This window comes from Streptomyces beihaiensis, assembly GCF_026274175.1.
Classification (GTDB): domain Bacteria; phylum Actinomycetota; class Actinomycetes; order Streptomycetales; family Streptomycetaceae; genus Streptomyces; species Streptomyces beihaiensis.
Window position 1 is genome coordinate 1 of sequence record NZ_JAPHNL010000168.1, and the last position, 13,409, is coordinate 13,409.

11 protein-coding genes and 1 pseudogene are annotated in these 13,409 nt (G+C 72.5%); 8 read left to right on the forward strand and 4 right to left on the reverse strand.

The features are described 5' to 3' along the window. Nucleotides 1-261 (reverse strand): annotated as a pseudogene (locus OFY01_RS15705) (putative protein N(5)-glutamine methyltransferase); the annotation flags it as partial. A gap of 333 nt (nucleotides 262-594) precedes the next feature. Here OFY01_RS15705 and OFY01_RS15710 point away from each other — a divergent pair. After that, nucleotides 595-1,560, forward strand: a complete 966-nt coding sequence (locus tag OFY01_RS15710; RefSeq protein WP_266600330.1) for an SPFH domain-containing protein — start codon at nucleotides 595-597, stop codon at nucleotides 1,558-1,560. A gap of 153 nt (nucleotides 1,561-1,713) precedes the next feature. Here the strand turns inward: OFY01_RS15710 and OFY01_RS15715 are convergent, their stop codons facing one another. The 3 genes from OFY01_RS15715 to OFY01_RS15725 form a co-directional block, all read right to left on the reverse strand. After that, the gene (locus OFY01_RS15715) at nucleotides 1,714-2,730 is read right to left on the reverse strand and encodes an ArsR/SmtB family transcription factor (RefSeq protein ID WP_266600332.1); all 1,017 of its coding nucleotides are present in this window, start codon (nucleotides 2,728-2,730) and stop codon (nucleotides 1,714-1,716) included. Nucleotides 2,731-2,945: 215 nt separating this feature from the next. Further along, nucleotides 2,946-3,401, reverse strand: coding sequence for a MarR family winged helix-turn-helix transcriptional regulator (locus OFY01_RS15720; RefSeq protein ID WP_266600334.1), 456 nt, complete (start codon nucleotides 3,399-3,401; stop codon nucleotides 2,946-2,948). Between the two features lie 108 nt (nucleotides 3,402-3,509). Further along, a complete protein-coding gene (locus OFY01_RS15725; RefSeq protein ID WP_266600336.1) occupies nucleotides 3,510-4,139 on the reverse strand; it encodes a TetR/AcrR family transcriptional regulator in 630 nt (209 codons plus the stop codon). 131 nt (nucleotides 4,140-4,270) lie between these two features. Here OFY01_RS15725 and OFY01_RS15730 point away from each other — a divergent pair, with 131 nt between their 5' ends. The 7 genes from OFY01_RS15730 (at nucleotide 4,271) to OFY01_RS15760 (ending at nucleotide 13,318) form a co-directional block, all read left to right on the forward strand. After that, a complete protein-coding gene (locus OFY01_RS15730) occupies nucleotides 4,271-5,755 on the forward strand; it encodes a cytochrome P450 (protein ID WP_266600338.1) in 1,485 nt (494 codons plus the stop codon). 73 nt (nucleotides 5,756-5,828) lie between these two features. Beyond that, entirely contained in the window at nucleotides 5,829-6,083 is a 255-nt protein-coding gene (locus OFY01_RS15735; RefSeq protein WP_266600340.1) for a hypothetical protein, read from the forward strand. A 43-nt stretch (nucleotides 6,084-6,126) separates the two neighbouring features. After that, nucleotides 6,127-6,936 carry an arylamine N-acetyltransferase family protein gene (locus OFY01_RS15740; RefSeq protein ID WP_266600342.1) on the forward strand — a complete coding sequence of 270 codons (810 nt, stop codon included), beginning with the start codon at nucleotides 6,127-6,129 and terminating at the stop codon, nucleotides 6,934-6,936. A gap of 676 nt (nucleotides 6,937-7,612) precedes the next feature. After that, nucleotides 7,613-9,499 carry a DUF2264 domain-containing protein gene (locus OFY01_RS15745; RefSeq protein ID WP_266600344.1) on the forward strand — a complete coding sequence of 629 codons (1,887 nt, stop codon included), beginning with the start codon at nucleotides 7,613-7,615 and terminating at the stop codon, nucleotides 9,497-9,499. Between the two features lie 648 nt (nucleotides 9,500-10,147). Beyond that, nucleotides 10,148-10,969: an MmyB family transcriptional regulator gene (locus tag OFY01_RS15750; protein ID WP_266600346.1), complete on the forward strand. Its 822-nt coding sequence runs from the start codon at nucleotides 10,148-10,150 to the stop codon at nucleotides 10,967-10,969. A gap of 82 nt (nucleotides 10,970-11,051) precedes the next feature. After that, nucleotides 11,052-12,092, forward strand: coding sequence for a beta-ketoacyl-[acyl-carrier-protein] synthase family protein (locus OFY01_RS15755; protein WP_266600347.1), 1,041 nt, complete (start codon nucleotides 11,052-11,054; stop codon nucleotides 12,090-12,092). 119 nt (nucleotides 12,093-12,211) lie between these two features. Continuing rightward, complete coding sequence (locus OFY01_RS15760) at nucleotides 12,212-13,318, forward strand: acyltransferase family protein (RefSeq protein ID WP_266600348.1); 1,107 nt, start codon at nucleotides 12,212-12,214, stop codon at nucleotides 13,316-13,318. Nucleotides 13,319-13,409: the final 91 nt, after the last annotated feature.

Below are 13,409 nucleotides of genomic sequence, written 5' to 3' on the forward strand. Positions count from 1 at the left end.
GTCGACGTCGACGCGCAGGCCGCAGAACTCCGCCCAGCCGACGACGTGTTCGAGCGGGACGCCCTCGCTGCGCCGCCGCACCATGGCGGTCAGCTCGGCCGGGCCACGGGCCGAGGCGAGCAGGACACGCGCCTCGTCCTCCGCGAAGACGCAGCCAGCGCCCCGCAGGGCCGCGACGACGGAGGATTCGGTGGACGATCCGGCCGAGGATTCGGCGGAGAAGGGGAACTCGGAGGGCCTTGCTGACGGGGAGTCCGACATGAACGGATGAAACCTCTCGGGACACCGATGAGGCTCCCGGGCCGCCGGACGGCCGCCGACGCGCTCAGCAGGAGCGGTGCGTGCGTGCGCCGGGCGAAGGGAGCCGCCGACCTGGTACTGCGGTGATCGGGCCCACCTCCTCGTGCCGTCGTCGCGTGGCTTCGTGGCTTCGTCCGAGCGTCTTCGACACCGTCAGTGACGGCGCCCGCTCGGCCCGGTCACACTACCCCACCGGACCCCTGCCCGGCGGGACCGCCCCGGCCGGCCCTCGACTGTGCTGTCCAGGCGACATACCGTGTAGTAAGTGGTGGAATCGGAGAGCTGGGGGCCGTCATGGTCCAAGAAATCGTGGTCGCGATCGTCGCGGCGGTGTCGGTCTGCCTGCTGCTCCTGGCGGCTTCCGCGCGCGTGGTGAAGCAGTACGAGCGCGGGGTCGTCTTCCGGCTCGGCCGGATGCACGGGGTGCGCGAACCGGGGTTGACCATGATCCTTCCGGCCGTTGACCGGTTGCGGAAGGTGAACATGCAGATCGTGACGATGCCCATCCCCGCCCAGGAAGGCATCACGCGGGACAACGTCACGGTGCGGGTGGACGCGGTCGTGTACTTCAAGGTCGTCGACGCGCCGAACGCGGTGATCCAGGTGGAGGACTACCAGTTCGCGGTGTCCCAGATGGCGCAGACGTCGCTGCGGTCGATCATCGGCAAGAGCGACCTGGACGACCTGCTGTCGAACCGGGAGAAGCTCAACCAGGGGCTCGAGTTGATGATCGACAGCCCGGCCGTAGGGTGGGGCGTGCAGATCGACCGGGTCGAGATCAAGGACGTGTCGCTGCCGGAGACCATGAAGCGGTCGATGGCGCGGCAGGCGGAGGCCGACCGTGAGCGCCGGGCGCGCGTCATCAACGCGGACGCGGAACTCCAGGCGTCGAAGAAGCTCGCCGAGGCGGCCAAGGCCATGGCGGCCACGCCGTCGGCGCTGCAACTGCGGTTGCTGCAGACCGTGGTGGCGGTCGCGGCCGAGAAGAACTCGACGCTCGTGCTGCCCTTCCCGGTCGAGTTGCTGCGCTTCCTCGAACGGGCCCAGCAGAGCCCGCCGGTGGGGTCGACGCCGTCGGCCGTGGCGGCCACGTCGACCGAGCCGGAGCCGGCCGCTGGGGAGGAGCCCGCCCTCGCGCCGGAGCCGGGGCAGACCGAGGAACCCGCCATCGCGCCGGAGCCGGGGCAGACCGAGGAACCCGCGCTCGAGCCGGGCCCGCCGGGGGCCGGGGGCCGGTCGTCGCCGCCCGGCGGCCTCTGACGCCCGGCGTTTTCGGCTGGGCCCGAAAGGACTTGCCCGGGTGGCCGGTGGGCGCGGAGGCTGATGAGCGTGCCGCCGTGCGGCGTACGGGGGTGTAGTGCGGCGTCCGGGGGTGCGGTCGAGGTGCCTGACGGCCGGGTGGGAGCTCTGGCGTCAGCCGGTGCCGGGGGCCGCACCCTCCAGAAGAGCCCGCCCCAGCGGAGTGAGCGTGTGCAGGACGTGTGCTCCGGCACGGGTACTGGCGGCCAGACGCGCGCCCCGCAGGGTCGCGACATGGGTGCTGGCCGAGGCCGCCGACACGCCGAGGCGGCCCGCGAGTTCGCCGGTGGTGGCGCCGTCGGTCAGCGCGCCGAGGACGCGGGCGCGGGTCTGGCCCAGTAGTCCGGCGAGCGCCTCCTCGGCGGTGTCGCGCGCGCTGTGCTCGAGTACCGGGGCGTGGTCGACGGGGTAGACGACAACCGGCGGCAGGCCGGGGTCCGCGGTGGTGACGGGGGTGGCCCAACAGAAGAACGACGGCACGAGACGCAGTCCCCGGCCGTCGAGGCGGAGGTCCTTGTCGGCGGGGTACGGGGCGCTCAGCACCGGTGGGGCCCAGCGCAGGGCCGGGCGCAGCGACGCGAGGAGCGCGTCGACGCCGTCCGCGCACAGGGCTCGGGCGCGGCGGGCGCGGTCCAGTTCGAAGAGCCGGTCGACCCCGGTCCAGTCCGGTGCGATGACGGCGTCGTGCAACGCCCTCAGCAGTTCGACGAGTTCGGTGCGCCGCGCCGGGTCGGCGTCGGCCAGGGAGTGGGCCCAGGACGGCAAGGGCCGGAGCTGATGCGTCAGGCGCAGCTGTCGGGAGATCTGCTCGCGCGGTGTGGCGCGCACCGCTTCGAGTCCCTCGGAGAGGCCGCGGCCCGCGGCGGCGGGGGTGAGGAAGTCGGGGAAGTACAGGGCGCCCGGGGCGATCCGCCCCAGCAGGCGTGCCGCCGGGACGAGGCCCTGCTCGTGCAGGACGGTGCGGGCGGTGCGGGTCCATACACGGTAGACGGGGCCGCTGTGGCGGCAGGGGCGCGGCTCGGTCAGCTGCTGGATGGCCAGGACCAGTTCCCACAGCGGGTCGGGCCGGTCGGCGATGTGGACGCGGGCCAGGTCCCGCTCGGTGAAATGGATGCGCAGCAGCCCGCCCATGCGCGATGCCCCCTCGTGTTCCCCCTGCCGGTCACTTCGCAGGGTTCCCGTCCGGACGCCGGTTTGTCACGTGTTCGGCTGAGCTTTTCGCCGTCGTGGCATCCGCCCGGGGGCCGTCAGGGTGGCATTTCGGCCGTGTCGCGGTCAGCGCGCGACGGCGCACGGTCCGTGACCGGTCGCGAAGTCGCCTCCGATCGCCTACGCCGGGTCGCCGCTCACGCCCTCACCAGGCGTTCGAGGAGCACCGCGGCATCGGCGAGGGCGCGCCTCTCGTCGGCGTCGAGCTCGGTGGCGAGTGCCTGCGCGAGCCAGCCGTGTTTGGCGGCGCGTACGGAGTCGAGGACGGCGCGCCCCGCGTCGGTGATGGAGACGACGGACTGGCGGCCGTCGTCCGGGTCGGGCGCGCGGGTCACGAGGCCGCGCTCCTCCAGTGCGCCGACCGTGAGGCGCATCGACTGCGGCCGTACGTACTCCGAGCGGGCGAGGGCCGCCGTGGTGGCCGGGCCCTCCATGCCGAGGCGCGCCAGGACGGTGCGCTGCGTGGGCGTGAGGAGGCTGTCCGGCGACGCGCTGCGCAGCCTGCGCGAGAGCCTCCCGACGACGGTGGCGAGGTCGGTCGCGATGCGCTCGGCGGCCGGTTCACCTGCCGGGTGTCCCTGCGTTCCTGACATCTGCCCACCGTACGATTTGAGCAGGTATCCTTGCAAGTTTTCCTTAGTATTTACCCGAGGAGGTCCCACGGGTTCAGGGAACCGGGCAGCCGGGAACCGGCTGCGGGTCTACCCGTCGATCGCCCCGAGCAGCGCCCGCGCGCACAGGTCGCGCACCTGCGCGCGGGACAGTTCGGGCTCGTCCAGCCAGTCGAGGCAGACGGCGACGAGGAAGGCCAGCCATCCGCGTACCGCGAGCCGCAGGGCCGGCTGGTGCGCCAGTCGGTCGGCCATGCGCGGGTCGGCGGCGAGGGCCGCCATGATCTGCCGCTCGTGCGCGGCGAGCCCCTCGCGGTACACCGTGCGCACGGTCGGGTCACCGGCCGCCTCCGCACGGTGGAACGCCCGGAAGCCCTGGGCGTGCGAGGCGACGTACTCCAGAAACGTGTCGAGCCCGGTGCCCAGCTGATCGAGGACCGGAACGCCGGGGACCGCGGCGGTCAGCCGCAGCATGCGCTCGCTCTCGCGCCGCACGACCGCGGCGAAGAAGTCCCGTTTCGTCGGGAAGTAGTGGTACAGGAGACCTCGTGAGACTCCCGCGATCTCCGCGACCTGCTCGATCCACACGTCGTCGTACGGGTTCTGGGCGAACAGTCTGGCGCCCACGGACAGCAGCTGCTGCCTGCGCTCCTGCGTGCTGAGCCGACGCCTGGCGGGCCGCTCCCCTCTCGCCCCCGCTCCCCCTCGCTCCGCCGCCATGGCCGCACCTTACTGGATGTGCGACCGCTTGCTTGACGCCGGTTCAACGGCGGGACCACACTGAGACGATTATTGAATCGACGTCTAACAACGCCGCTGATCGACTCAACGGGCCGGGCGGCACAGGGGAGATGGCCACGATGGCAGCGCAGGCGACACAGGCGGCGGACCCGGCGCTGCCGCGGGGGTTCCGCAGCGCGGAACAGGGCTGGCCGCACCTGGAGCGCATCCCGCATCCGCCGCGTCGCCTCCCGGTGATCGGCGACGCGCTCGGCTCCAACGTCCGAACGCCGGTGCAGGATTCGATGCGGATCGCCGCGCGGCTCGGTCCGATCTTCCGCCGCAAGGGATTCGGCAAGGAGATCGTGTTCGTGTGGGGCGCGGACCTGGCGGCGGAGATGGCCGACGAGACGCGGTTCGCCAAGCATGTCGGGCTCGGCGTGGCCAATCTGCGGCCGATGGCGGGCGACGGCCTGTTCACCGCGTACAACCACGAGCCCAACTGGCAGCTGGCGCACGACATCCTGGCCCCGGGCTTCAGCCGTGAGGCGATGGCGGGCTACCACGCGTTGATGCTCGACGTGGCCGGGCGCCTCACGGACGCGTGGGACGCGAGCGAGGCGGCCGGGCGGGCCGTGGACGTGCCGGGCGACATGACGAAACTGACCCTGGAGACGATCGCGCGCACCGGTTTCGGCTACGACTTCGGTTCGTTCGAGCGGGACTTCGAGCGCGAGGGGCCGCATCCGTTCGTGTCGGCGATGGTGGGCGCGCTGTCGTTCGCACAGCGCCGCAACGTGGTGCCGCCTTTGCTGACACCGGTTCTGCTGCGCGGCGCGCAGCGGCGCAACGCGGCCCACCGGGCCTATCTCGACCGTGCCGTCGACGAGGTGATCGCGACGCGCCGTGAAGCCGGCGGCGGGCCCGGCGACCTGCTCGACCGCATGCTGGAGGTGGCGCACCCGGAGACGGGCGAGCGGCTCGCCCCGGAGAACATCCGCCGCCAGGTCATCACGTTCCTGGTGGCCGGCCACGAGACGACCTCCGGCGCCCTGTCGTTCGCGCTGCACCACCTGGCGCAGGACAGGGCGGTGCTCACGCGGGCCCAGGAGGAGGTCGACCGGGTCTGGGGCGCGGTGGAGGTGCCCGCCTACGAGCAGGTCGCCAAGTTGCGGTATGTGCGACGGGTGCTCGACGAGGCGCTGCGGCTGTGGCCGACGGCTCCGGCGTACGCGCGCGAGGCGGTGGCCGACACGACGTTGGGCGGGGCGCATCCGATGCGGCGGGGCGCGTGGGCGCTGGTGCTCACCGCGATGCTGCACCGCGATCCGGCGGCGTGGGGCCCGCATCCGGAGGTCTTCGACCCCGACCGGTTCACGCCGCAGGCCGTCCGGGCCCGCCCCGCCCATGTGTTCAAGCCGTTCGGTACGGGCGCGCGGGCGTGCATCGGCAGGCAATTCGCCCTGCACGAGGCCCTGCTGACGCTGGGTCTGCTGCTGCGGCGCTACGACATCGAGCCGGAGCCCGGCTACCGGTTGCAGATCTCCGAGCGGCTCACGCTGATGCCGCGCGGGCTGCGGCTGCGTCTGACGCGCCGTTCCCCCGCCACCGGGTGATCTTCGCCTGACCTGCCGGTGCGCTCCCCGCCGCCGCGCGCCCATTGTCAGACCCGTGCGCGAGAGTGGGGGCATGAACGGGACCACGAAGACCGGACAGCACTCCAGGAACCACGAGTTGGCGGCGGCGCAGGCCTGTCTGCGCCTGCTGCACACGGCACGCGCGGCGCTGTGCCCCGACGAGCCGCCCGGCACCGCGGCCGTGCTCAGCGGCCCCATCGCCGAGGCCGACGAGGCCCTGCGCCGAGCGGGCCTCGCGGGCAACGAGGCGTGGCTGCTCGACCGGATCTACGACCTGGGCCTTGCGCCCGAGCCTCGATCGTCCTGACGGCCGGCCCGGTCGGCGCGGCACGTCGAGGACACTGGTCGGCATGGATCGCACCCGCACCGACGCCTACCTGGACCGCATCGGCGTGCCGCGCCCCGCCGCCGCCACCGACGACGCGCTGCGCGCCCTGCACCTGGCGCATCTGCGCACCGTGCCGTTCGAGAACCTCTCCGTGCACTTGGGCGAGGAGATCACGCTCGACTCCGACGCCCTGGTCGCCAAGGTGGTGGAGCGGCGGCGCGGCGGCTTCTGCTACGAGCTCAACGGCGCGTTCGCCGCGCTGCTCGATGCGCTCGGGTTCGGGGTGACGCTGCTCCAGGCGCGCGTGGCGGGAGAGGACGGCGGGTTCGGCATTCCCTATGACCATCTGGCGCTGCGCGTGCGGTCCTCGGAGGGGACCACGTGGCTCGCGGACGTCGGGTTCGGCACGCACTGCCACTATCCGCTGGTCATGGACGAGCGGGGTGACCAGCGCGACCCGGGCGGCGTCTTCCGCGTCGAGGACGTGGGCGAAGGCGGGCCGGGCGGCGGCTGTGGGGATCTGCTCGTGCGGCGCGACGGAGTACCGCAGTACCTGGTCGAGCCGCGGCCGCGGTCGCTGCGCGACTTCGAGGTGGGCTCCTGGTACCACCGCACCTCGCCCGCCTCGCACTTCACGCGGTCCCTGGTCTGTTCCCGGCTCACCGACGACGGCAGGATCACCCTCAGCGGCCATACGCTCACCACGACGGCCGGCGGCGAGCGCATCGTGACGGAGCTGGTCGACGACGCCGACGTACTGAGGGCGTACGACCAGCACTTCGGCATCGTCCTCGACCGCCTTCCCCCTGATCCGGCCGCCGCACAGGGCTGACCCACCCGCGCCCCGCCTGGTTATGCTGCCGCGGAACCGTTGAGCGAAGCGCTCGGACGGACACCGGGAGCGAGGGGGCCACCAGCATGCGCGAACCGGTCGGGCTCGGGCGGCAGCGGATCGGTGTCCGGGGTCACGGTCCGCGGCGACGTGGAGGAACTGGCGTGCTGCGGCCCGCCTCGCGGCAGCGGCGCACGCCGCCGGTTCGGTGTGCGGGCGCGCCACCGACGCCTGCGCACCGCCGGTCGCCGAGCACACGCTCACCCTGAACCTTCCGCCAGACGCGTCCTGGAGCGGGTCCGCGCGTTCCTCGGCGGCCGAATGCGCGCGCCGTGGCCACACACCCCGCACGTGGTGGCCGGCTGCCGCGGCACGGTCGGCATCCTGTCTGTGCCGCCGACCGGCCGCCGAGCGGCGCGTCGATTCGGTGGCGCCGCCGGAACCGGCCGCGCGCGGCGCCCTGTCGAGCCGGCACGCGCCGCTGCCGTCCGCCACGTGCGGGCCGTGTCCCGGCGGTCCTCGACAGGACGGACACCGAAGTGCTGCGCCGCCCGACCACCCGGCGCGGGCGCGCGAGCGGACGGCTCGCCGGCACGGCCGTCGGCGAGGTGGCGCGGTGGGCCGCGGGCGACGGTTTCGCCCATCCCGTACGACGCGAGAGACTGGGGTTCCTGGCATGACCGTACCGTTCGAACTGCCCGAGGAGAACCGGGAGCTGAGCCCGTACACCGGGTACACGCGCGCGCACTGGGAGGCCGTCGCCGACGGGCTGCTGGAAGCGGCCTGGCGCTGGGCCACCCCCGAAGGCGCCCTGCTGGACCTGCCGGGCCGCCCGTCCGTCTCCGGAGTGCGCTCGGACGGGCTCGAAGGCTATGCCCGTACGTTCCTTGCGGCCGGGTTCCGGATCGCGGGCTCGGGCGGCAAGGACCCGGGCGGCCTGCTCGACCGGTACGCGCGCGGTCTGGCCGCCGGTACGCGCACACCGGGCCGCGACGACACCGAGTCGTGGCCGCTGATCCTCGACCATCACGTCCAGGGGCAGCCGATGGTCGAGTCGGCGTCGGTGGCGCTCGGCCTGATGCTGACCCGGCCGTGGCTGTGGGACCGGCTCGACGGCGACGTGCAGGACCGGGCCGAGCAGTGGCTGCGCGGCGCGCTCACGCACGTCCCGGCGCCGAACAACTGGTACCTGTTCCCCTTCATGGTCGCGTCGTTCCTGGAATCGGTGGGCCGGGGCGACCACTCGACGCGCGGGGCGCGGGCGCGAGCCCTTGAGCTGCTGGAGACGTGGTACCGGGGCGACGGCTGGTACGCGGACGGGGACGGACGGGCCTTCGACCACTACAACGGGTGGGCCCTGCACCTGTATCCGCTGCTGCACGCGCAGCTGACGGGCGACGCGGAGCTTTCGGCGCGGTTCGGGCCGCGGTTGCGGCAGCACCTGGAGGGCTTCTCGCTGATGTTCGGCGCCGACGGCGCGCCGGTCCACTTCGGGCGGTCGCTGACCTACCGGTTCGCGGCGTCGGCGGCGCTCGGGATCGGCGCGGTCACCGGGCACACACCGCTGACACCGGGTGCCTCACGGCGGGTCGCGAGCGGGGCCCTGCGGTATTTCCTCGACCGCGGCGCGGTGACCGGCGACGGGCTGCTGAGCCTTGGCTGGCACGGCCCGCACGCAGCGACGCTGCAACGTTACTCGGGCCCGGCGTCGCCGTACTGGGCGTCGAAGGGTTTCGTGGCGCTGCTCGCCCCGGAGGACGACCCGCTGTGGACGGCCCCCGAGGAGCCCGCGCCGAGCGAGGGCCCCGACCGGGTGCTCGCGCTGCCCGCGCCGGGCCTGCTGATCCAGTCGACGGGGGCCGACGGGATCGTCCGCCTGCACAACCACGGCAGCGACCACGTCAGGCCGCACGAGGGCGAGACCGCGGACCTGGCGGACGCGCTGTACGGCCGCTCGGCCTACTCCACGCACACCGGCCCGACGTCCCCGGCCAACGTCCCCGACAACCACCTGGCTGTCGAGGTCGGCGGCGCCGCGAGCGTCCGCTGCCGGATCCGCGCGCTGGGCGCGGGGCAGGGCGAGGGCTGGGGCTGGGCGGCGTCCTGGCACCGCCCGGTGTTCGCCCCGGGTCCGCCGATGGTGCCGGGCCTGAGGGTGCAGAGCGTCACGGTGGCGCTCGGCCGCTTCGAACTGCGCGTGCACCGGGTGGTCGGAGCGCCGGCCGGGGCCCGGATCAGCCAGACCGGCTGGGCGACGCGGGCACACGGCTCCCAGCTGGCGGGCCTGTCCGGCTGGACGGGTTCGGACGAGGTACGGGCCCCGCAGGGCACGGCGTACGAGCCGTGGGTGCGGATCCCGCGCCTGACGGCAGACGCCGAGGGCACGGTGCTCCTCACGGCCCTGGCCTGTCTCGGTACGGCCCCGTCGACGCCGCCGCTCGCCGCCGCCGTCCGCGACGTCACGGTCTCCGACGGCGACCGGGAGGTGACGGTGACATGGTCGGACGGGGCGCGCACCGTGGTCGGATTCGAGCCGGTGCGGGTGACGCACGAAGGGACGTGAGGTGGTTCGGCGGGTGTGCCGGGGTTTTGTACGAGGCGCGGTGCACCTCCGGCGCCCCCGTACGCCGTCGTGAAACGGATCGTCCGGCGGGCGGCGGCCGGGCGGACGCTCCATGGTTCGGGCCGCGCGCCGGGTGTGGGCCTCGGTGGCCGGGAAGAGTTCCAGGACGGGCGACGCGGTCGGGCGTGGCCGTATGCGGCCCTCGTCGATGCCGCGCGCCGTGGCGAGACCGGGCGCGGCCGGTGCCGTGGCCGCTACGTAATGGCGAGTGACGGCACCGACCGCAGCCAGTGGCCCTCAGGGTGCCCGCCGTGGAAGAGGGCAGGACGTGCGTCGTACAACGCATTTTCCGGCCACATCGAACTATTTGCTGGCCCGGTCCCACTTGCTCTTCCCAAACAGCCCCTGAGGCACACGGGATGCCCGCCACCGGGAAATTTCAGCCACTTTCGAGCGGCTGGGCACAGGTGCCTCATGACTGCGTCAACTTCCCCGCAACCCATGAAACCGGCAGGTGGGCGGCCCCGCGTGTTCCATCATGGCGCACCAACTGATCGTTTTCTTCGGGCAATGTTTATTACCAAAGGTGCTGGGAGTATTTAGACTGCTCAAGCTCAACTCGGCGTGTACAAAGAGGGATTACCCACCATGAACAAGAAGGCGCTCCGCGCCCTGCTCCGTGAACGGCGCGCCCTCATAGCCCCCGAGTCCCACGGCTTCAGCCGGCCCACGGGACAGGGGCGGCGCGCGCCCGGGCTCTCCCAGCACCAGGTAGACCAGTTGCTGCACCGCACACTGGGCACGTATCACCGGCTGGAGTCGGGAAGTTACCCGAACCCTCCGGCGGATCTGCTGCGCGACGTGGCGTGCCTGTTCGGGCTCAACGAACAGGAATGGGTCCTGTTGTGCCGGTACGCCCTGTTGCAGGATCCTCCTGGGCCACTGCACCAGTCGTCGGGCAAGGAGGTGCCCGGCGTATGGCAGGAAGCGGTCAACAGCGTGAGCCACATGGCGTACGTCTCGGACGCCTCGTGGGACCTCCTGGCCTGGAACCAGGCGTTCGCGGACCTGTTTCCCGACCACAGACCGCCCATGAACACCATGCGGTGGATGCTTCTCGATCCGCAGGCCAGGTGCACTCTCGTCGACTGGTCCACCACGTGGGCGCCGCTCCTGCTGCCCCAGCTTCGGGTCGCTCTGGCCTCGCGCCCGGACGACGAGGTCCTGATCCAGATCGAGAAAGAAGTCGTGGCCGACCCGGAGGCCGGACCGCTGTACGAGGCCGGTGGCTCGGCGATCCATCCGGACGGTGACGAGCGGCCGTTGCTGCACTCCAGGCTGGGGCCCGGCTGGGCGACGATGTGCGCCGCGCAGCCGTTGACCACGCCGGGGGCCCGCTTCATGATCCTGATTTTCCACCCCGGCCCGCGCCGCCCTCAGCCGCGCACCCTCACTCTGTCGGCGGATTGACCCCGGACACTTCTTCACCAACTGCCGCTGACGTAGGTTGAAATGGCCCCCCGACCCACCTCGCACTCATGGGAGCCACCACATGCCTGCCTACGTGTCCCGCCCGCGCACCGTTCTCGGTGCCCACAAAGTGACCACCGACGAGATCGCCGACGACATACGCGCGAACCATCAGGGCCATCCCAGACTCAACGCCTCGGTGCGCGCCGTGCAAGGGTGCGGAGTACGGTCCCGTTACTTCACGCGACCGCTCTCCTCCGCCACCGTCTCCGGCACGGACGGCATCGAGGAACGCGCCCTCGGGGCGTTCGCCGACGCGCTCGATCTGGCCGAGCAGGCGGCGAAGGCGGCGCTCGGCGAGGCCGGCCTGGCGGCGACGGACATCGACGCCGTCGTCACCACGCACTCCACCAGCTGGGCCGTGCCCAACCTGGACGTGCTCCTCGTCAGTCGGCTCGGTATGCGCCCCACGGTCCGTTCCGTGCCGCAGATGTCCCTCGCGTGCACGGGCGGCGCCAAGTCGCTGATCCGTGCCACCGACCTGGTGGCCGCGCGCCCCGGCGACAAGGTGCTCGTGGTCGCCGCGGAGGTGCTGTCGGCGATCTACCACCACGACGACGACGGCATGGAGGCGATGATCTACAAGGCTCTGTTCGGTGACTCGGCGGGGGCCGCCGTGGTCAGCGGTGAGCCTCTGGGCCCGGGGCTGGCCGTCGAGGACAGCTTCGAACACGTCCTGCCGGACGCGGCGCGGGACCTGAGCGGCCGGATCACCTCCGCGGGGCTGCACTTCGACGCCACGCGGCGGGGCCGGACCGCGTTCCGCGAGGTGCTGCCGACGCTGACCGACTGGCTCGGCGCGCGCCGCACCGACTTCCCCGTCCTGCACCCCGGCAGCGCGCCCATCATCACCGAGACGGCGACCGCCCTCGGACTCGACGCCGACTCGGCTCACCATTCCCTGGACACGCTCACCCATGAGGGCAACCTCGGCGGGGTGAGCGTTCTGCGCGTCCTCGAACGCACGCATGACGCTCCCCCCGCGGCGGGTGACCGCGGCACGATGGTCGCCTACGGCCCCGGTTTCACCACCGCCGCGCTCCACGGGCACTGGCACGCGTGAGGGCGGCGCCGCGCTCGCCTCACCGGTTCACTTGTGCCACCGCCCCCCACGCATGCCACGGTCGGCCCGGGGTAGTCGGGGGCCCGGTAGTCGTACGCGAGACAGACGCAGGGAGCCACATGGCACGGCAAGGCGCGCCGGAGACCGAGGGCGCGGGCACAGGTCCGGGCGCGGGCACAGGACGCGAGTCGTACTTCGACAACGTGAAGTTCCTCACGATCGTCCTGGTCGCGTGCGGGCACGCGTGGGAGCCACTGACGTACGGGAGTCGTGCCGTCACCGCGGTCTATCTGACCGTGTACGCCTTCCACATGCCGGCGTTCGCGCTCGTCTCGGGGTATTTCTCGCGCTCCTTCGACATGGCTCCCAGACGCCTGAAACGGCTGGTGACCGGTGTGGCGGTGCCCTACGTCGTCTTCGAGATGGCCTACACCCTGTTCTACCGGTGGTGGCAGGACGATCCGGGCTATCCGATCAGCCTGACCGATCCGTGGTTCCTGATGTGGTTCCTGATGGCCCTGTTCATCTGGCGGCTGTCGACACCGCTGTGGCTGCGGCTGCGCCACCCCGTCGCCCTCTCGTTGCTCGTGGCCGCGCTCGCCTCGACGTCACCGGGAACCGGCGACGACCTCTCGCTCCAACGGGTCCTGCAGTTCCTGCCGTTCTTCGTGCTCGGCCTCGTGCTGCGGCCCGAGCACTTCTCGCGACTGCGCACCTGGCGGGTGCGGACCGCCGCCGTGCCGGTCGCCGTCGCGGCGCTCGTGACCGCCTACTGGGCGGCTCCCTGGTTCGAGGCGGGCTGGTTCTACCACCGCGGGAGCGTGGCGGGGCGCGGGGTGCCCGCCTGGTGGGGGTTGTTCACGACGCCCGCCCTGTTCGTCCTCTCGCTGCTCCTCACCGCGTGTTTCCTGGCGTGGGTGCCGGGTCGGCGGATGTGGTTCACGGTGCTCGGCGCGGGGACCGTCTACGGGTATCTGCTGCACGGTTTCGTCATCAAGGCCTCGCGCTTCGGGAACTGGTACGACCATCCGTGGCTGCACACCCCGGCCGGTGAAGTGGCGGTGACCGCGGCCGCGGCGGCCGGCGTGTCGCTGCTGTGCACCTCTCCGGTGCGGCGGGTGTTCCGGTTCGTCGTCGAACCGCGCATGGAGTGGGCGTTCCGCGCGCCCGCGGGCCCTCCGGCGCTCCGGCCGACCCCGCCGAAGGTCACCTCAGGCGCCGGCTGACCGCATGTGCCGACGCGAGCAGGCACCGCGTGCCAGGGCTTGCGACCCCGGCAAGTTCCGCCGGACAGAACACCCGGGTCGTCCTGCCCGA